The sequence below is a fragment of the Flavobacterium beibuense F44-8 genome, from assembly GCF_000769915.1.
Classification (GTDB): domain Bacteria; phylum Bacteroidota; class Bacteroidia; order Flavobacteriales; family Flavobacteriaceae; genus Flavobacterium; species Flavobacterium beibuense.
The window spans coordinates 134,768-155,288 of sequence record NZ_JRLV01000001.1; the positions used below are offsets into that span (position 1 = coordinate 134,768).

A 20,521-nucleotide genomic window follows, 5' to 3' on the forward strand; every position below is an offset into this window, starting at 1 on the left:
GTATTTCTTTTTTATATAAAAACAGGTTTATGAAAATAGCAATAATAGGGTTAGGTTATGTAGGATTACCATTAGCAAGGTTGTTTGCTACAAAATATTCTGTAGTAGGGTTTGATATTAACCAGTCCCGTGTTAATGAACTTAACTCTGGTAAAGATAGTACGCTTGAAGTAGAAGATGCTTTATTGCAATCTGTACTGAAAAAAAATGCATCTGAAGATATAGGGTTGTTTTGTACAACTAACTTAGAAGATGCAAAGGATTGTAATTGTTATGTAATTACAGTTCCGACTCCAGTAGACAGGAATAACAGACCTGATTTGGCTCCTTTATACAAAGCTAGTGAAACAGTTGGTAAAGTATTGTCAAAAGGAGACATTGTGATTTATGAATCAACAGTGTACCCTGGTGTTACTGAAGATGAATGTGTTCCTGTGCTTGAAAAAATAAGCGGTTTAAAATTTAATGAAGATTTTTATGCCGGTTATTCTCCAGAAAGGATTAATCCGGGAGATAAAGAGCATACAGTAGAAAAAATATTAAAAGTTACTGCCGGTTCAACTCCTGAAATAGGTAAGAAGGTAGATGATTTGTATAAATCGGTTATTGCTGCAGGGACTCACTTAGCTCCAACAATTAAAGTTGCAGAAGCTGCAAAAGTTATAGAGAATTCTCAAAGGGATATTAATATTGCTTTTGTAAATGAGTTAGCTAAAATTTTTAACTGCCTGAATATTGATACTCATGATGTATTAGAGGCTGCGGGTACAAAGTGGAATTTTCTTCCTTTTAAACCGGGACTAGTAGGTGGTCACTGTATAGGTGTTGATCCATATTATTTGGCACAAAAAGCTCAGGAGGTAGGTTATCACCCTGAAATTATATTAGCTGGTAGAAGGCTTAATGACAGTATGGGTGAATATGTAGCTTCTCAGGTAGTTAAGCTTATGATTAAGAAAGGGATAGTGGTAAATGGTGCTAAGGTGCTTATGCTGGGTGTTACTTTTAAAGAAAACTGTCCGGATGTTAGGAATACTAAAATTGTTGATGTTATAAGTGCTTTGAAAGAATATAGCATTGAAGTTGATATTTATGATCCGTGGGCTAGTCCTGAAGAGGTGAAGCATGAATACAGGCTTAATGTTACTAATATTCAACCGGAAGAAAAGTATAATGCGATAATTTTAGGTGTAGCACATAATGAGTTTAAGAACTTAAATTATGAAGTACTTAAAGCGGGCAATGGAGTTGTTTATGACGTAAAAGGAGTGCTTGGGGAATTAGCAGATAGTAAATTATAAAGATGGTAATTAGAAATATATGTTGTATCGGAGCAGGTTATGTAGGAGGTCCTACAATGGCTGTTATTGCTTATAAGTGTTCTGATATAAAGGTTACTGTTGTAGATGTTGATGAGACCAGAATCAAGGCATGGAATGATGAAGATATTTCTAATATACCTATATATGAGCCAGGACTGGAAGATATAGTAGCTGAAGCAAGAGGAAGGAATTTGTTTTTTTCTACTGATGTTGAAAAAGCTATTGATGAGGCTGAGATGATTTTTATTTCGGTTAATACGCCTACAAAAACTTATGGTTTAGGTAAAGGTAAGGCGGCTGATTTAAAGTATATTGAGCTTTGTGCCAGGCAAATCGCTTCTGTAGCTAAAACGGATAAAATTGTTGTAGAAAAGTCTACGCTACCTGTTAGGACAGCTGAAGCAATTAAGAGTATTTTGGATAATACCGGAAACGGAGTTAAATTCCAGATTTTATCAAATCCGGAATTTTTAGCTGAGGGTACTGCTGTTCAGGATTTATTGAATCCGGATCGAGTACTGATTGGTGGTGAAGCTGACGAAGATGGTTATGTTGCTATAAGTGCATTAGTTGATGTGTATGCAAATTGGGTTAACAGAGAAAAGATTTTAACTACAAATGTTTGGTCTTCAGAACTGTCAAAACTTACGGCTAATGCTTTTTTAGCACAAAGAGTCTCTTCAATAAATGCTATGTCAGAATTATGTGAGCAAACAGGGGCAGATGTTAATGAGGTAGCTAAAGCGATAGGTATGGATAGCCGTATAGGTTCTAAGTTTTTAAAAGCATCTGTAGGGTTTGGAGGGTCATGTTTTCAAAAGGATATCTTAAACTTGGTCTATATAGCAAAGAGTTATGGGCTTAATGAAGTGGCAGATTACTGGGAGCAGGTAATTAAGATGAATGACCACCAAAAAAGACGATTTGCTTCTAATATTGTTAAAACTCTTTATAATACCGTTTCAGGAAAAAAAATAGTTTTTCTAGGTTGGGCATTTAAAAAAGATACTAATGATACCCGAGAGTCGGCAGCAATTTATGTTGCTGATGATTTGTTAAATGAAGAGGCAAATATCGCTGTTTACGATCCTAAAGTTAGTGAGCAGAAAGTTTTAGCTGATCTTAATTATTTAGGAACAAGAAGTAGTGAGGTTAATGAGGAAAGGGTTATCGTGTCTGAAGATCCTTATGAGGCTTGTAAAGATGCTTATGCTGTTGCTGTTTTAACAGAATGGGATGAGTTTAAAACTTATGACTGGCGAAGAATATACGATAATATGAAAAAACCGGCTTTTGTTTTTGATGGTAGGAATATTCTTGATGGTGAAGAGTTGAGAAGAATTGGTTTTGTGTTTAAGAGTGTGGGGGTGTAAAAAAAGTTTTATGTTGAATAGTATTAAAATAAAGGACTTAAAGAAAATATTTGAAAATTTTATATCTCTTTCTTTATTGCAGGTTGCTAATTTATTTTTGCCTCTAATAACGCTGCCTTATCTTTTAAAAACATTAGGTGCAGAAAAGTATGGTATTATTGTTTTAGCGGCATCTTTAGTCGCATATTTTCAATCCGTTATAGACTATAGTTTCAAGGTTACAGCAACACGGGATGTTGCTATATTTAAAAATAGTTCATTAAAAGTTAATATTATTTATAGTAAAGTTTTTTTTGTAAAATTAATTTTCCTGTTCCTTTCATTGTTCGTTTTTTTTTTAATTGTTATTGTATATACTAATTTTTACTTAGAGAGATTTGTTTTTTTTCTTTCCGCTATAAGTATGGTTGGTTATAGTTTTTTTCCGGAATGGTTTTTTCTGGGTTTTGAAAAAATGAAGTATATATCAATAATTAATATAATAGTTAAACTATTCTTTACAGTATCGGTTTTTGTTTTTATAAGGGTTGAAAGTGATTATTGGTTACTACCTATGATGCAAAGCGCAAGCGTTGTTGTTTCTGGGATAATAGCGCAAATTCTTGTTTTTAAAAAATTTAAAGTTCGTATTTATTTATTAAAACATAAAACTATACAAAGTGTTATAAAGTCTAATTTTCCTATTTTCATTAATCAGTTTTTACCCACTATGTATAATAATTCAAGTACATTTTTACTTGGATTATTTGCCCCTTTAAGTCTAGTAGGTATTTATGATGCAATAAAAAAAATTATTGATATTCTTATAGTTATTGTGAATGTTGTGTCAAGAGTTTTTTTTCCTTATTTAAATAGAGAAAAATCTTTCTTTATAATTTATAAAAAAGGAGTTTTGTTTTTATGTATAGTTTTGATAGTGTTATTAAATTTGTTTAGTGATGAAGTGTTGAATTTTTTTAACATAAACTATGAATATTCGGTGCTAATTTTCTTTATTTTAAGTATAGGAGTTTTAGGTTATGTTTGTTATGATATTTTTGGTTTGAATTATTTTATTGTTAGAAGAAAAGATAGATTGGTTATGAAAAATACAATTATAACTTCTTTGATAGGGTTTGTTCTTTCTTTTCCTCTGATTTATTTTTTTGGGATTATTGGCTCTTCAGTTAATTTAACTTTTTCAAGATTATTGATGGGGGGACGATTGTTGTATATATATATCAAAGATGAAAAAAATTAAACATATATTTAAGTTTTTAAAAAACACACTAATTACTAATTATATTTATTTGTCTAAAGATATTGTTTTAGGGAGAAAAGTTTTTTTCAAACAAATGCCTTATATCTTAAAACATAAAAATGCTATTATTGAAATAGGTGACAATACAATTATTAATTCATCTAACTATGGGTATCATATTAATATGTTTTCACGTTGTAAGTTGTATGCTGATAGAGAAAATGCTCTAATTAAAATAGGAGAAAACTGTAGAATTCATGGGACATGTATTCATGCATACAATAAGATAGAGATAGGGAGAAATTGTTTAATTGCTGCTAATACTCAGATTATTGATGGGAATGGGCATAATTTATGTATGGATGAGCCTGAGAAACGTTTAATATCATCAGATATCGGTAAAGAGATAATTATAGGTAAGAATGTTTGGATTGGGGCTAATACGATAATTTTAGGAGGTTCTGTCGTCGGAGAAGGAAGCATAATTATGGCTGGCAGTGTGGTTAAAGGAATTGTTAAACCAAAATGTATATATGGTGGTAATCCAGCCAAATTAATTAAAAAATATGACTAATGAAAGTAGGGGTACATTATACTAAGGGAGGATTCACAGAGAGGTGGGTTGATTACTGTATTAATAATCAGTTAGAATATGTGTTTGTAGATTGTTATGAGACTAATATAATAAATGTCATAAAACAACAAAATATTACTCATCTAATGTGGCATTTAAATCATGAATCTCATAAGGATATTGAATATGGTCTCATGATTATGAATGCTATTGATTTATTAGGCGTAAAAACATTTCCTAATTACCAGTCTAGATGGCACTTTGATAATAAAGTAGTTCAAAAGTATTTGCTTGAAAGTATAAGTGCTCCAATTACAAAGAGTTATGTCTTTTATAATAAACAAAAAGCATTAGGTTTTTTAGAAAAAGCTGATTTTCCAATAGTTTCAAAATTAAAAAGAGGAGCTGGTTCTTCAAATGTGAAATTGATTCACAATTATCATGAAGGAGAGAAATATGTTAATAAACTTTTTGGAGAGGGGGTTTTTGCAACAAGCAAAGCATTTGAAAACTTAAATCAAAAGATAAGGGTTGCTAAAAAAATTAAAAATCCGTTAGAATTATCTAAAAAGTTTTTTAGGTATATTAAAAAAAATAAACAAGAGAGACAAAGCTCAGCGTTAGAAAAAGGGTATGTCTATTTTCAAGATTTCTTAAACAATAACGATTATGATACTAGAATTATTGTTGTTGGTGATAAGGCTTTTGGTATTAGAAGATTTAATCGTAAGGGAGATTTTAGAGCTTCAGGTAGTGGTATTTTAGATTATAGTGTTGGTAATATTGATGTCAATTTTGTTAAAATAGCTTTTGAAGTGTCAAGAAAGCTCAATACTGATTGTTTAGGTTTTGATTTTGTTTATAATGAGGGACAACCTAATATAATTGAAGTTTGCTTTGGGTTTAGCGTTGATGCTTATAATGATTGTGAAGGTTACTGGGATGAAAATCTAAACTTTATAAAAGGTAAATTTAATCCGCAGTATTTTATGATTGAAGATTTTGTTAAAAATGAATAATTTTTTTTTCTTTTTATGTTTGTTGTTTACAACATTTCAGTCAATTTATTTTTATTCTATAAATCTTGCGCCTTTTCCCTTGGTTGCCTTTTTTATACTTTTTTTTATTACAAGAGAGAGGTTTACTTTATTTGAATTAAAAATTATATTAACATTCTTGTGCTTAATATCTATTTCAATAGTTATAGGAATTCTTAATGAGCCTTATGTTTGGGGTTATAGGTTTTATTTTCCAAGAGTTGTTGGCTGGCTTTTGTTTCCATTTAGTGTTATTTTATTTAGAAAAGCTTTTTATTCTTTTAGAGTTGAAGAAATAAATAAATGTCTTAGTTGTGTGCTTATTGTGCATTTACTGCTCTTTTATATTCAGTATTTTTCTTTTAATTTTTTCAATTATAAGATTGATTATTTGGTTAGTATTACAGGAGAGGTTCAAAGAAACGGCGCGGCTAAATTAAAAGAGTATTCTACCCAAATGATAAGAACTTCTGGTTTGTTTTCTGAACCAGGCTCTTATTGTGTTTATATTTACATATTAGTAGTTATGAAATTTATTTTAAGAAGAAAGATAACTCTTTTAATGTTGATAGGTCTTGTTTCAATGATGTTATCTTATTCCATGACAGGAGTCCTGATGGTTGTCTTGTTTTTGGTATTACATCTTGATTTAAAAAGAATTTCATTTGCCAAGCTAGTTAATTATACTCTGTTGTTGGTTGTTGTGGCAGTTGTTTTATATTTACAGGCAAAAATTTTCTTAGGTCCTATATTAGATAGATTTAATAATTTAAGTGAAGATAGTTCAGCGTCAGCAAGATTTGAAGGGGGGATTGATAATTTTGTCTTTGAAGGACATCTTTTTTCAGGATTAGGTATTGGTGTTCTGTCAAACAATATTGAAGCAGTTTCGGTTATTCTTTCTGGTTTATTTGATTTTGGCATTGTGTTGTTGTCAATTTTTTTGTTTTTACATTTTGTTTATATATATAAATTGGGTAAAATTAGAAATATAGTTTTTCTTTTTGCTGTTTTATTATCGAATATATCTTTTAATCAAATAGTCTATACAATGTTTTTTGGTTTTTTATTGGTGAACTTCTGCGATAATATAACTAATAGGTGTTAAAATAATTTTTATAGATGAAAAATATTCTTATAGTATTACCCAATTCTAAGTTGGGAGGGGCAGAGCAAATTTTAAAAATGATTGCTGAATATCATAAAAATGATGCTGTTTGTGTATTTTTTTTATCTAAAAAAGCTTCTTCTAGTTGGGATTATATTAATGTGAATTTATATTATTCTTCTTTCAATAATAAATTAGGTGCTATCTTTTCACTTATATTTTTCTTATTAAGAAAGACCAAGTATTGGGATAGAATATATACTTCTCATGTTAGTATAACTGGACTCCTTGGTTTGTTTATTCGTTTACGTTTTTTTAAAAAGAAAAAATTTATAGCAAGAGAGTCAACTACAGTTTTTAGTAGGTTTAAGGGAGGGAAGCTTTTATTATATAAATTAATGTATTTTATAGGTTATTCAAAGGTTGATTTGTTAATATGTCAAACCAATGATATGAAAAATCAATTTGTTAAAGCTATGCCTAAATTAAATATGAAATTTAAAGTTGTGGTATTAGCTAATCCGATAAGTTTGGTTGAAGCTTCTGTAAAATCAGGTTTTATTTGTGAAGATGAGAATTATATTGTTTCAGCGGGTAGATTAATACCCGAAAAAGGATATGATATACTTATAAAATCATTTTCTAAACTTAAGAAAAATAAAGAATATGTTGGCTTAAAGTTAATTATTCTTGGGGAAGGAATTGAAAGAGACAGTTTGTTAGCCATAGTAAATTCTTTGAAGTTAGCAGATTCGGTGGTTTTTAAGGGGTTTGTTGATAATGTATATCCGTATTTTAAAAAAGCAAAACTTTGCGTGGTTTCATCTAGGATGGAAGGGTTTCCTAATGTGCTTTTGCAAATGATGTCTCAAAATAATAAGGTTGTTTCCACTTCTTGTGCAGGGGGTATTGAAGAAATTAAAGGCCTTTTTGTCTGTAAAGCTAATAATGTTAATGCTCTGTATGAATCGATGGATGAATGTTTAAGGAGAGATACAAGTTATTGCAGAATATTATTTGAAGAAGCTTTAAAGGAGAGAAGTGTAAGTAAGTTTACAGACGAAATAGAAACTTTTCTTCTCTAAAGAAATAATTATTGATCGCTGTAAAATTATAGACGTTTTTTTAATAGAATTATTTCAAGTTTATGAAAAAACTTTTGATGGTAGTTAATGTTGATTGGTTTTTTATTTCACATCGTTTATGTATAGCTCAGGAAACTATAAAACGAGGATGGGAGATAATTGTAGCCTGTGAAGATACAGGTCGTAGAAATGAAATAGAAATAGATGGTATTAGATTTATAGATTTCAAATTTTCACGTTCCGGCACAAATCCTTTAGATGAATTAAAAACACTAAAGCAGTTTTATAGTTTGTATAAAACCATTAAGCCTGATGTTGTACACCATATTACTTTAAAACCAGTTATATATGGGTCTATAGTGGCGAAATTGCTTAAAATTAACGGTGTTGTAAATGCTGTAAGTGGATTGGGTTACAATTTTACAGGAGGTAGACAAGGTGTAACTCAGAAAATAATGGTTAAATTAATGCGCTATGGTTTTAGTCGTGATAGATTAACTGTTATTTTTCAGAATGGTGATGATCAAAGGACGTTAGAGCAACTAAAAATTCTGTCAACTAAAAATAATATTATTAGGATAAAGGGTTCAGGTGTAGATTTGGTGAAATTTTCACACAGCCCTCTAACCTCTTTTGATCGTATAAGGATTTTATTTCCTAGCAGAATGCTTTGGGATAAGGGGGTTCGAGAATTAAGAGATGCTACAGATTTGTTGAAAGTAAAATACAAGAATAAAATTCAATTTGTGCTTTCAGGTTTAGCTGATAATGGTAATAAGGCTGGAGTTTCGGCGAGTTATTTAAATGACTGGCAAGATGGAGATTATGTTGTTTGGATTGGGTATCAAAAAAATATGGTAAAAGTTTACCAAGATTCACATGTAGTGATTCTGCCTTCTTACAGGGAGGGAATGCCTAAAACATTAATAGAGGCTTGTGCTATTGGAAGAGCTATAATCACAACTGATGCAATAGGGTGTAGAGAATGTGTAGATGAAGGTGTAAATGGATTTAAGGTAACTGTCGCTAATGCTAATGAATTGGCGAATGCTATTGAGGATGTGGTTAATAATACAGAAGCTATAATTGATATGGGGAGAGAGTCTCGCTTAAAGGCAGAAAGAGAGTTTGATGTTAACTCTGTTATTGATAGGCATATAGAGATTTATTCTGGTTTTTAATTTAAAAATACATGAAGCTAATTATAACAGGTGCGTCTGGATTTGTAGGTCAAAACTTTTTAGGATATTTGAAAGGAAAGGAAGTAGATGTTCAGGAGTTGTCATTGAGAGATATATCATGGGAAAATAAAATAGATTTAAAAGCCAATGCTATAGTTCATTTAGCTGGTAAAGCTCATGATACCCGTAAAAATGTTGATGTTAACGAGTACTTTGAAATAAATCTTGATTTAACAATAAAATTGTTTGACGAATTTTTAAAGTCAGATATAAAAGATTTTTTCTTTTTTAGTTCTGTGAAAGCTGTTGCGGACTGTGTTGATAGTGTTTTGTTAGAGAGTACTTTACCTAATCCTCAAACACCATATGGGATTTCTAAATTGAAAGCAGAGCAATATCTGTTAAGTCAAAAATTACCATCTGATAAAAGGCTGTTTATTGTTCGTCCATGTATGATACATGGTCCTCAAAATAAAGGCAATTTAAACTTGCTATATAAGATTGTTGAGAAAGGTGTTCCTTGGTTTTTGGCGGCTTTTAAAAATGAACGATCATTTTTAAGTGTTGATAATCTTAATTTTTTGCTGTATGAAATGATGATCGATAAAAATTTAGTTTCTGGAGTCTATAATTTTTCAGATGACCAAAGTCTTTCTACTAATCAATTGATTGAGATTATTTCTGATACTTTAGGGAAGAGGTCTAAGTTATGGAATATACCTATGTGGATTGTTAAAAATGTTGTAAAATTTGGTGATTTAATTCCTTTTATTCCTTTAAATTCAGAGCGATTAAAAAAAATAACAGGAAGCTATGTTGTTTCTAATGAAAAAATAAAACAGTCATTAGGAATAAAACAGTTACCTTTAACGGCAGAAAGAGGTTTAGTAATGACAATTAAAAGTTTTAAAAATAATAAATGATACGATTTTTTGATTTTATATTTTCATTGTTTGGAGTTTTACTCCTATGGCCAGTAGGCGTGTTGCTTTATTTGATAGGTTTGTTTGATACTGGTCGCCCTATTTTTGTGCAGAAACGTGTCGGTAAAAATAAGAAACCATTTAATTTGTATAAGTTCAGGACAATGCATGTTAGTACAAAATCGGTAGCTTCCCATTTAACAAGTGCTGCTTCCATTACAAAATTCGGAGGTTTCTTACGGAAATCTAAATTAGACGAATTACCTCAATTGATAAATGTTCTATTGGGAGATATGAGTCTTGTGGGACCTCGTCCTAATTTGTTTAACCAGATCGAGTTGATAGAAGAGAGAGATAAGAGGAAAGTATATGATTATTTGCCAGGTATAACAGGCTTGGCACAGATAAATGAGATTGATATGTCAACACCTGAAAAATTAGCGATTAAGGATGCTGAAATGTTACAAAACTTATCCCTGTCAAGTTATTTTAAGTATGTGCTTGCTACTGTAGGAGGTAAAGGACAAGGAGATCGTGTGAGGTAAATATTTATTTTTTAGAAGCGGTTATATTAAAGAAAGATAAAAAGAAAATACTTTATTTAATGTTTTCTTTTTAAGTTAGTTATAGTTTATAAATGTTTTTAGAGTGAGTGAGAATAAAAATTATGGTTGGTCTGATTATAGATTCTGGACGTCATTACATAATTTAGGTTATTTGCCACGTTGGATAATACTGTTACTGGATTTAGTAGTAGTTTCTTCTACGGGTATTGTTTCCTATGTGTTAATACATAGGACTGGTGTGTCTATAAAGTCAGATTTATACTTTTTAAGTATACTTATCTATCTATCTATAACATTACTGTCTTTTCGTGCTTTTCGTACATATGCAGGTATTATTAGACACTCTTCTTATATAGATGCGGTTAAAATATTTTTTGCCCAGTTTACTACGGCTTTTTTGCTTTTAGCTTTTAACAGTTTGTATGAAACTATTACCGGAAATCTTATTTATCTTAATGTCGCTATTTTAATCAATGCCGTATTCTCCTTCAGTTGTCTGTTTTTATATAGGGTATTAGTAAAACAGGTTTTTGAAAATTACTTTAATAGTAGTAATGGTAAAAAACTGGTAAGAGCTATTATATATGGTTCGGATGCTAATGCTATTGCTGTTGCTAATGCGCTGAAGTCTGAAATTCCCGGGCGATTCAAATTAGTTGGTTTTATAGATAAGTCAAGTCATAATAAATCAAAAATGATTTTAGGCTTGCCCATCTTGCAGCATAAAAAGAAAATATCTGTGGTGATGAGAGTGTTCAATGCTGAAGCATTGGTTATTGCAGATAAGAGCCTTCTGAAAGAGGAAAAGCTTGCTATTGTAGATGAATGTTTGGAATTTAATTATAAAGTTTATACAGTTCCTTTGATATCTGACTGGGAAGATCAAAAAGAAATTTCCAGAAAAATTAAAAATTTCCAAATACAGGATTTGCTTGAACGAAAACCTATAGTTCTTGATAATTATTCAATTTCTTCTCAAATTAAAAATAAAACCATACTTGTAACTGGTGCAGCAGGTTCTATTGGGAGTGAAATTGTAAGACAGGTTTTGCAGTTTAATCCTAAAAATGTTGTAATGGTTGATCAGGCAGAGACACCTTTACATCAACTGGGACTTGAGGTAAGTAGAATGGATTCTCAAGCTAATATTGTTTCTATTATTAGTGATATAAGAAATAGGGGGGCTATGGAAGAGGTTTTTAGGAAATACAAGCCTCAGGTTGTTTATCATGCAGCAGCATACAAACATGTTCCTTTGATGGAGGAAAATCCTTCTCAGGCTATTTTTGTTAATGTTTTAGGGACTAAAAATATTGCCGATTTAGCTTATGATTATAAGGTAGATAATTTTGTAATGGTTTCCACTGATAAGGCTGTTAATCCAAGTAATGTTATGGGAGCCAGTAAACGTATTGCCGAAAAATATGTTCAGGCTCTACACAATAAAATGATGGTGGAAAACGGACATTGCTCTACAAAATTTATTACTACTCGCTTTGGAAATGTTTTAGGGTCTAACGGTTCTGTGGTTCCATTATTTACCAAACAAATTGAAGCCGGAGGGCCAATTACTTTAACTCATCCAGATATCATCCGATACTTTATGACTATACCTGAAGCCTGTCAATTAGTTTTGGAGGCAGGGGCTATGGGTAAAGGAGGCGAAATTTATATATTTGATATGGGTAAACCTGTTAAGATTATAGATCTTGCAAAAAAAATGATTCGTTTAGCAGGTTTTATTCCTGATAAGGATATTGAAATCAAAATAATTGGATTAAGGCCAGGGGAGAAGTTGTATGAAGAACTATTGAACGATACTTCAAAAACATTACCTACGCATCATGAAAAAATTATGGTTGCTCAGGAGGTTTTTGATGATTTTATATGTTTAGGGCATCAGGTGGATGATTTGATAGTGACAGCTTCAAGTTACTTAGTTGAAGAGGTTGTTTTTAAAATGAAACAAATTGTTCCTGAGTTTATTAGTATGAATTCTGAATTTGCTACTCTTGATAAAAAGGGTTAAAATACCCTTTTAACTAATTATTCGTTTTTTTGCATGCAAAAAAAATTATCTTTGCGCTAGATTAACCAATATTTTCTTCTTAGAAAAATATATCCATACCATAAAAATGATAAGAAAGATATTACTTTTTTTTATTGCAGCACTTTTATTTACCTCATGTGTCCCTAGGAAGAAACTAGTGTACTATCAAAATTTGCCATCGTTTGAAGATGCTCAGCAAAATTTTGAAACCCGAATAAAAGCAGACGACTTATTGATGATAGTTGTTTCAGCTCCTGATGGTGCGGCGAAGGATTTTAATTTGCCAATAACTGGGGTGACCGGAACAACTACTTTTAGTGGTAGTATTGATGTAGCATCTTCTCAGCAAAGAATTCAGGCTTATACAGTAAATAAAAATGGGGAAGTTCAGTTGCCTGTTTTGGGGAATGTGAAAATAAGCGGACTCACAAAAGAAGAGGCTCTTGAGATGCTAAATGAAAAGTTATCTGCTTATCTTAAAGAATTTACAATTAATTTGAGGATTGTTAATTTTAAAGTAACCGTTGCCGGAGAAGTTACTAGGCCTGGTGTTGTTTCTGTACAGACAGAAAGGCTTACCCTGCCTGAGGCTATTGCAATGGCTGGAGATATGAGTATTTATGGTAAAAGGGATAATGTATTGGTAATACGTGAAATTGATGGTGTTAAGACTTATAATTATATAGATATGACTAAAGCTGATTTTATTAATTCACCTTTTTATTATCTTACTCAAAATGATTATGTGTATGTAGAACCGAATAAAACTAGGATAAACTCATCTGGTGTTGGTCCTAATGTAAGTGTGCTTATATCTGCAACTTCAATATTAATTTCACTTATTGCTCTATTAACTAGATAAAAATGCAAAACAATAATATTCCTGTTTTAACAGAAAACGAAAATGAAGTCGGTTTTGATATAAGAGCTCAGTTAGATAAATATCTGGTACATTGGAAATGGTTTACAGTGAGTGTAGTTGCTTGCTTGTTTTTGGCTTTTATATACTTAAGGTACTCAACTCCTGAATATAGTATTTCTGCTACAATTCTTATTAAAGATGAGAAAAAAGGAGGGTCAGCTAATGAGTTATCTGCCCTTAGTGAGCTTGGTTTTATGTCGGGCAACAGTAATGTTGATAATGAAATAGAGGTTTTAAAAGCCCGTACACTGATTCAAAATACGGTTAAGAATTTGAAGTTTAATGTAAGTTATTTTAATAAGGGGAACTTAAAAACTTCTGAAGCTTACATGAACTCGTTTGTGAGGGTTAACTTTTATAATACAACACCCGATTTTCTTGAATCAGATACCATTTTTTCAGTTAAACCTATTTCAGATTTAAAGTATGAATTATTAGATTCTGAAGGTGAAAAAGCAGGGGTATATTCTTATGGAGAATCATTGCCAACTAAGTTTGGAAATATGGTTGTGACTATAAATACTGATAGTCTTCCGACAAATGCTAAAAATGAAGGAAAAGAGGTTTTAGTACAGATAAAACCTTTAAGAAAAGTCACAGATGCATATAGGGGTAAATTACAGGTTAATACAGTTAATAAAATGACGAGTGTTGTTTCGTTATCCATAACTGATAAGGTTCCTGAGAAAGGAAAGGACTTCCTTGATACTTTAATAAGTATTTATAATAATGATGCTATAAAAGATAAGAACCTCGTAGCTGCTAATACTGAAAAATTTATTAACAAAAGGTTAGAGTCTTTAACTAAGGAGCTTGACACTGTTGAAAGAGATGCTGAAGGCTATAAAAGGGGAGAAAGACTAACAGACATTTTTTCTGATGTAAAACTATCTTTGACTTCGGCTGATGATTATAATAAAAGTGTTAATGCTAAAGCTGGAGAAATTGATGTTGTAAATTATATGATTGAGTTTTTAGATAGTGCTGATAATGATAGTACTATGCCAACCAATCTTATGCCAGAAGGAGATGCAGCTTCAATGATTAAGGAGTATAATGAGCTTGTTCTTCAAAAACAAAGACAGTCTGAGAGTATGACGGATGAGCATCCTCAGATGGTTGCTATAAATACTCAAATAGAAGGATTTAGAGAGAGTGTCAAGCAAAGTCTGGGGAACTTATTGTCTTCTCTTAAAATTGCTAAAAAGAATCTTGAAAGGCAGGAAAATATAATGCAGGGTAGAGTGGGTGAGGCTCCTCGTCAGGAAAGACAATTTAGGGTTATTGAGAGACAAAAGGAAGTTAAGGAAGAGTTATATTTATTTTTATTAAAAAAGAGAGAAGAAAATGCTATTACCCTTGCAGTTACTTCTCCTAATGCAAAAATAATTGATTCTGCTTTTGCTAAGGAAAAGCCAGTTTCTCCAAAAAGTAATATTGTTTTATTGGCATCCTTAATATTAGGCTTGTTAATTCCGTTTTTAATAATATATTTAAGAGAACTTCTGGACACGAAGATACATAGTAATGCAGATTTTGAACATTTAACCGTTCCTTTTCTGGGAGATGTGCCTAGGTCTGAAACAAGTAGTGAACTTGTTAATCTTCATGGTCGATCGGGTACAGCTGAGGCTTTAAGGATCATTAGGACAAATATGGAGTTTATGCTTAATAAAGTTACTGAAGGTGTTGCTAAAACTATTTTTGTTACATCTACTATACCAAAAGAAGGTAAGACTTTTGTATCAGTTAACTTGGCTACTACTATAGCTATGACTGGTAAAAAAGTACTTCTTATAGGTATGGATATACGTAACCCTAAGTTAGATGAGTATGTGAATATACCTTCTAAGGGACTTACAAATTACTTGTCTTCACCTAATGGAGCAAATCTTAATGATTATATTGTTAAGTATGGAGACTTTGAAAACTTCTATATACTTCCTCCTGGTATAATACCTCCAAACCCGGCTGAATTACTTATGGGTAATCGTGTGAAAGAGATGTTTGAAAAACTTCAAAAGGAGTACGATTACATTATAGTTGATACAGCTCCTGTTAGTTTAGTGACCGATACTATAATAGTTGCTCATTTGGCACATTCATTCATTTATGTGTCAAGAGCGAATTATCTTGATAAGAGGATGCTTGTTATTCCGGAAAATATGTACAAAGAAGGTAAGCTGCCTAATATGGCTCTTGTTCTTAATGATACCGATAGGAAAACAGGTTATGGCTATGGTTATGGGTACGGTTACGGCTATGGTTATGGTTATGGTGCCGATATGGATGTATCTAAATCAAGCTGGAGAGACAAAATTTTTGGAAAGAAAAAGCTGTAAGCTTTCTTTTATAAAACAGAATATAAAAACAATGCCTTCTTTAAAACTTAAAGAAGGCATTGTTTTTTAAAGCATCTTTTAAAGCGTCGTGCTTTTTAAAAGGTATTTTGCTTTTAAAAGCTGTAGCATGTTTCATGTGGTGTGTGTCTGATCCTGTAAAGTCAATTAATTTTTCATTTAAAAGTCTTTCAGCTGTTTTTAAAACACCTTCTCCGTAATATCCAGTAACAGAAAGCAGGTTTAGCTGAAGCAGGCACCCGGCTTTTTTAAGTCTGTAGTATTCTTCAAATTTTGAATGATAAAACAGATAGCGTTCAGGATGTGCGAGTACAGGTTTGTAGCCTGCGACCTGTAGTTCAAATAGAATGTCGTAAAGGTTAATTGGCGGATTAATGTATGACATTTCAACCAAAACGTAATTATCCTTAAGTGTAAGGAGTGATTCTGATTTGAATAATTCAACAAAGGTGTCATCCATTAAATGCTCTGCTGCGGCTTTAAATGGTGATGTTATATTTTGTTCTCTTAAAAAAGAAAGGGTGCTTTCTTCTTTTTGTAATATTCCTTCTTTAGTGTTGTTCCATACTCCCGGTAGTATATGTGGTGTAGCTGTAAATTGTGAGAACCCGTATTCTTTTAGAGTATTGATGAGTAAAAGGGTATCATTTTCATCTTTGGCGCCATCGTCAATTCCGGGTAATAAATGCGAGTGTATGTCTATATAGCCATCAGGGATTAAATCTGCCAGGGCTACCTTTGGTTTATTGAAAAAAAGCAAGGTATTAGGTTTAAAATTAGTGTCGTAAAATTAATATAAAACACTAATTCTAAACAGTACAGTTTGTTAAAATGTGCTAATTAGTAGTGGGGATTGCTTTCATTTTTCTGATTAAGGCTACTGAGTTGACTAATAAGAGTGGTAACATAAGCCAAATATGTACTTTAGTTATTGTTAGTGCCAAATAAACTGCTAAAAGGATAAATGATATGTATATAAGCCTTTTTAAGAGTGTTTTTTTGTTTTTAGTAATGAAGATGGCTATAATTATAAAAAGTGGATTAAATAGTAGTATATTGTAGTTTAATAATAGCTCGTTATGGCTGGAATATAAACTCACAAAGCAAAATAGTAATCCCATAAGACCTGCGAATACCAAATAAGTGTTGTAGCCTGCTTTTTTAATAGTAAGGATAAGTAATAAAAAGATTAAAAGTAAATAACTGTAAAAACTGTTTATAAAAGAAAAGCCTTTTGTTTGTTCTGTTTTTTCGATAATAGTTTTTGTTGATTTTGCTAAAGGTTGTCCGTTTTTAGTTTTGGTATTGCTAATACCTTCCATGAGTTCTTTAGGTAGAAAAAGCTTTTCAGATATTTTGTCTGTTTTATATCCAAATAAAAGGTTTATTCCCAGGTTTTCGTAAAAATGATTGTCCTGAAGATAAGAGTAGATAATCTCTCTGTATGTTTTTCCGCTGTCTGAATTTTCCAATGAAATAGTAACCTGTTTGTTAACTATGTCTGCCACCATAGTCGTACAGTTACGGTTTATGAATTTGTAGGTGTAATATTTTTTATCTGAAAAAAGTGTGCCGTTAAGTTCGTCGGCAATTTGTTGTTTTTGGTATTTTGTAAGGTTTAATGTCTGTTCATATACATCACGACCGTAATACTGGTATTCGTAAATAAAATCACGGTAAGAAGCTACTGAAACAAAATACTGTAAGTCTCCTTTTACGAATTTTGGGTAAAAGTTAGGCGTGTCAAAATCGAATGTCCCGAAGTTGTATACTGTATTTATGTTTTTTGCAGGATCAAATATCCTGATAGCTGTATGTCCGAATACTGAATATAGTTCGTTTCCCGGTCCACAAGTAAGTACACTTATTTCTGCTTTGTCTGATAAAGGGATTTGTGCAAAGGTTTTGAAGGTTGATAAGCTAATAAAAAGTAGGATTAATAAAGCTCTAAAACTTTGCATGGTGTGATTTGTTTATCTGAATATCCCTAAATCTACTTTGAGGGAAAAAATGTTTGAATATAATGCTGCACTCTGGTCGCCAATGTCGGTCAATGCATAATCAACTTCTATGCCTTTGTACTTAAATCCGAGTCCTATGTTAGGCTGAAAACTTAATTTACCGCTACCGTCAATTTCCCTTATGTTTTGAAAATTACCAACACCACCTCTTAAATAAACGATGTCGATATAACCAAATTCAAAACCAAAGGCCGGATCAAAACTGATTGACTCAGTAGATACCAAGTCATTAGTTTGGGCAAACTGCATATTTAAATTGGCCGATGCTAATATACTATAATCGTAGCGTATTATGAATTTTTTTGAGAAACCAAGTTGAGCTTTTGGTAATGTAATCTCATTAGTTTCCGGTAATTCCTGATTTTCACCCGGTATAGCATCACTAATAGTTTGGAATTCCTCTTCATCAATATTCCAAACGTTGTATGTGGTGGTTATGTCTCTAAGCATTAAGCCGAATTTCCAGTTGTCTTTAGTTTGGTATTGTATACCTATATCAAAACCAAATCCCCATGAGTTGGCGAAATCACCTATTACCCTTCTTATAACTTTTGCATTAATACCATACTGAAAGCCGTCTAACGGTAGCGAGCGGGCATATGATATGGTAACGCCATAATCAGCGGCAGAAAATAGGCTTATCCTGTTGTAGTCTATATTACCTTCGCTGTCTATTAGTTGTGTGGTATTCATAATATCATCCACACCAAATCTAATTACCGATATTCCAAAGGCGCTCCTTTCGTCAATAGGCATGGCAAAAGCGGCATAGTCGTATTGTGCTATATTGGCAAAATAACTGGCGTGCATAAGTGCCAGTTGTTTGTCTTTTACCTGTAGTAATCCGGCAGGATTCCAGTAGCCCGAGTTAACGTCTCCGGTATGGGCTGTAACAGCATTACTCATTCCCAGTGCAGCGGCATCTACCCCAATGTTCATGAATTCATTAGAGTACTTCCTGACTGACTGCGCATGAGCTAAAAAGGAAAAAAGCAGTATGGGAAATATAAATTTCTTTTTCAACGCTGTTAAATTTGTGCAAATATGAAATAAAAATCTCAATTACTAAACTCTATTTCTATTAACTTATTGTGTTAACTTTGCAGTAAAATTAAATGCTATGTCTGTTAAGAAACACATTCCGAACTTTATTACGTTACTAAATCTTGCTTCTGGTTTAATAGCTCTTGTGTATGCATTCAATACCAATTTACAAATGGCATTCTTTTGGGTTTGTATGGGTATCTTTTTTGATTTTTGGGATGGTTTCTTTGCAAGGGTACTAAAAGTTCAGGGTAAGCTTGGGCTTCAGTTAGATTCTCTGGCCGATATGGTTACCAGTGGTGTAGTGCCCGGAGTAGCGATGTATCAGTTATTGGCAAACATTGCTGATTTAACTGATGACTATAACCTATCTATAGATAATGGCTATTTAGGCTTACTACCTTATGTTGGTTTTATTATAACCCTGGCTTCCTGCTACAGGCTGGCAAAGTTTAATATTGACGAACGTCAAGCCGATTCGTTTATTGGTTTGCCTACACCTGCAAACGCATTGTTTATAATGAGCTTACCTGTAATATTGAACCACACCGGAGGTGAGGGTATGGTGTTTAATCTTTTAAGTAATCCGTTTATTCTGGTGGGTATAAGTTTGCTGAGTGCTTACCTGTTGAATGCAGAGATTCCTTTGTTTTCGCTTAAAGTGAAATACTTTAACTGGAAAAATAATAAAATACAATTCATATTTCTAATAGTATCGGTATTGTTATTGTCTTTCTTCCAGTACTTTGCTATTCCGGTAATTATATTGTTTTATGTAATACTTTCTGTAATAAACAATATGACTGCTAAACAGGCTAATGGATAACAGGCAATACAAAAAAAACTATAATAAGGCTTCCAAAAAAGCAAAGGCTGTTTACAGGGAAGATAACCGAAAGGTTACACCCGGTAAAATACTTAAGTATTCTTTTTTGGTTTTACTATTGTCTTTTGTTGTGGCAATAGGCTATCAGTACAGGCATGGTTTTTTATACTATTTGGGTTTTAAGACCAATAAGCGTATTGAAAAACTAACTAAAGAGGAACGCAAAATTGCCGACCTCAGAATTTATGAAATAGTATCGCGCCACAAGGATAAAGTTTTTGGTTTTGATGTATCTGAATATCAGGGTGATATTGATTGGGGTAAGGTGAAAGAAGGGAACGAGGATTTTGCCATGAAATTCGTATTCGTTAGGGCTACTGCCGGTAAGAATAAAACTGATAAACAGTTTAAGGATAACTGGAAGCAATCTGGTAAAAAAGGATTTATTCGCGGGGCATATCACTACTACAGGCCAAATGAAAACTCTATAAAACAGGCCGATAATTTTATAAAAACAGTTTCCCTGAAAAAAGGTGACCTTCCGCCAGTACTTGATATTGAAAAGATACCAAGTAAACAAAGTATGGATAGCCTTAAAACCGGACTTAAGCGCTGGTTGGATAGGGTAGAAACTCATTATGGCGTAAAACCGATTATTTACAGCGGGGAGAGTTTTTATACCGATTTTTTAAAAAAAGAATTTGAAGGCTATACTTTATGGATTGCCAACTATAGTTTTTTTGAAGAAGAAATAAGAAAGGAATGGCATTTTTGGCAGTTTACAGATAAAGCCACTATTGAAGGGATTGATGGTAATGTTGATGTAAATATTTACAACGGAGATATTACAGCATTACATACAATGAAACTACAGTAGTTATTTTTTATT

At 32.1% G+C, this 20,521-nt stretch carries 18 protein-coding genes; 15 read left to right on the top strand and 3 right to left on the bottom strand.

Features of this window, described 5'->3' with window-relative positions; all coding sequences use genetic code 11:
- Nucleotides 1-29 precede the first annotated feature (29 nt).
- The 13 genes from Q763_RS00630 to Q763_RS00690 all read left to right on the top strand — a co-directional run bounded on the left by Q763_RS00630 (nt 30) and on the right by Q763_RS00690 (nt 15,723).
- Complete coding sequence (locus Q763_RS00630) at nt 30-1,301, top strand: nucleotide sugar dehydrogenase (protein ID WP_035129907.1); 1,272 nt, start codon at nt 30-32, stop codon at nt 1,299-1,301.
- A gap of 2 nt (nt 1,302-1,303) precedes the next feature.
- On the top strand, nt 1,304-2,695 hold the full coding sequence (locus Q763_RS00635) for a UDP-glucose 6-dehydrogenase (RefSeq protein ID WP_035129910.1): 1,392 nt from the start codon (nt 1,304-1,306) through the stop codon (nt 2,693-2,695).
- A 10-nt stretch (nt 2,696-2,705) separates the two neighbouring features.
- A complete protein-coding gene (locus Q763_RS00640; protein ID WP_035129913.1) occupies nt 2,706-3,935 on the top strand; it encodes an oligosaccharide flippase family protein in 1,230 nt (409 codons plus the stop codon).
- Complete coding sequence (locus tag Q763_RS00645) at nt 3,922-4,509, top strand: acyltransferase (protein ID WP_035129916.1); 588 nt, start codon at nt 3,922-3,924, stop codon at nt 4,507-4,509. The genes Q763_RS00640 and Q763_RS00645 overlap by 14 nt, the downstream gene beginning before the upstream one ends.
- The gene (locus Q763_RS00650; RefSeq protein ID WP_035129918.1) at nt 4,509-5,528 is read left to right on the top strand and encodes an ATP-grasp domain-containing protein; all 1,020 of its coding nucleotides are present in this window, start codon (nt 4,509-4,511) and stop codon (nt 5,526-5,528) included. The genes Q763_RS00645 and Q763_RS00650 overlap by 1 nt, the downstream gene beginning before the upstream one ends.
- On the top strand, nt 5,521-6,654 hold the full coding sequence (locus Q763_RS00655) for a hypothetical protein (RefSeq protein WP_035129921.1): 1,134 nt from the start codon (nt 5,521-5,523) through the stop codon (nt 6,652-6,654). Before Q763_RS00650 ends, Q763_RS00655 begins: the two co-directional genes overlap by 8 nt.
- 14 nt (nt 6,655-6,668) lie before the next feature.
- Nucleotides 6,669-7,739 (top strand): glycosyltransferase, encoded by a 1,071-nt coding sequence (locus Q763_RS00660; RefSeq protein WP_035129924.1) that lies wholly within the window; start codon nt 6,669-6,671, stop codon nt 7,737-7,739.
- Nucleotides 7,740-7,801: 62 nt separating this feature from the next.
- Nucleotides 7,802-8,920, top strand: a complete 1,119-nt coding sequence (locus Q763_RS00665) for a glycosyltransferase family 4 protein (protein ID WP_035129927.1) — start codon at nt 7,802-7,804, stop codon at nt 8,918-8,920.
- An 11-nt stretch (nt 8,921-8,931) separates the two neighbouring features.
- Nucleotides 8,932-9,843 (top strand): NAD-dependent epimerase/dehydratase family protein, encoded by a 912-nt coding sequence (locus Q763_RS00670; protein WP_035129930.1) that lies wholly within the window; start codon nt 8,932-8,934, stop codon nt 9,841-9,843.
- A complete protein-coding gene (locus Q763_RS00675) occupies nt 9,840-10,388 on the top strand; it encodes a sugar transferase (RefSeq protein WP_035129933.1) in 549 nt (182 codons plus the stop codon). The genes Q763_RS00670 and Q763_RS00675 overlap by 4 nt, the downstream gene beginning before the upstream one ends.
- Before the next feature lie 103 nt (nt 10,389-10,491).
- A complete protein-coding gene (locus Q763_RS00680; protein ID WP_157499248.1) occupies nt 10,492-12,438 on the top strand; it encodes a polysaccharide biosynthesis protein in 1,947 nt (648 codons plus the stop codon).
- 106 nt (nt 12,439-12,544) lie between these two features.
- Nucleotides 12,545-13,321, top strand: coding sequence for a polysaccharide biosynthesis/export family protein (locus Q763_RS00685; protein ID WP_084595986.1), 777 nt, complete (start codon nt 12,545-12,547; stop codon nt 13,319-13,321).
- Between the two features lie 2 nt (nt 13,322-13,323).
- Complete coding sequence (locus tag Q763_RS00690; protein WP_035129943.1) at nt 13,324-15,723, top strand: GumC family protein; 2,400 nt, start codon at nt 13,324-13,326, stop codon at nt 15,721-15,723.
- Between the two features lie 40 nt (nt 15,724-15,763).
- On the opposite strand, the gene Q763_RS00695 is transcribed toward Q763_RS00690, so the two are convergent.
- The 3 genes from Q763_RS00695 to Q763_RS00705 all read right to left on the bottom strand — a co-directional run bounded on the left by Q763_RS00695 (nt 15,764) and on the right by Q763_RS00705 (nt 18,785).
- Nucleotides 15,764-16,501 (bottom strand): tyrosine-protein phosphatase, encoded by a 738-nt coding sequence (locus Q763_RS00695; RefSeq protein WP_035129946.1) that lies wholly within the window; start codon nt 16,499-16,501, stop codon nt 15,764-15,766.
- 76 nt (nt 16,502-16,577) lie between these two features.
- Nucleotides 16,578-17,702 (bottom strand): Lnb N-terminal periplasmic domain-containing protein, encoded by a 1,125-nt coding sequence (locus tag Q763_RS00700; protein WP_052123167.1) that lies wholly within the window; start codon nt 17,700-17,702, stop codon nt 16,578-16,580.
- Nucleotides 17,703-17,714: 12 nt separating this feature from the next.
- On the bottom strand, nt 17,715-18,785 hold the full coding sequence (locus Q763_RS00705) for a putative type IX sorting system protein PorV2 (RefSeq protein WP_232297486.1): 1,071 nt from the start codon (nt 18,783-18,785) through the stop codon (nt 17,715-17,717).
- A gap of 97 nt (nt 18,786-18,882) precedes the next feature.
- On the opposite strand from Q763_RS00705, the gene Q763_RS00710 reads away from it, so the two are divergent.
- On the top strand, nt 18,883-19,632 hold the full coding sequence (locus Q763_RS00710) for a CDP-alcohol phosphatidyltransferase family protein (RefSeq protein ID WP_035129949.1): 750 nt from the start codon (nt 18,883-18,885) through the stop codon (nt 19,630-19,632).
- Nucleotides 19,625-20,509, top strand: coding sequence for a glycoside hydrolase family 25 protein (locus Q763_RS00715; RefSeq protein ID WP_035129952.1), 885 nt, complete (start codon nt 19,625-19,627; stop codon nt 20,507-20,509). The genes Q763_RS00710 and Q763_RS00715 overlap by 8 nt, the downstream gene beginning before the upstream one ends.
- The last annotated feature ends 12 nt before the right edge of the window (nt 20,510-20,521 follow it).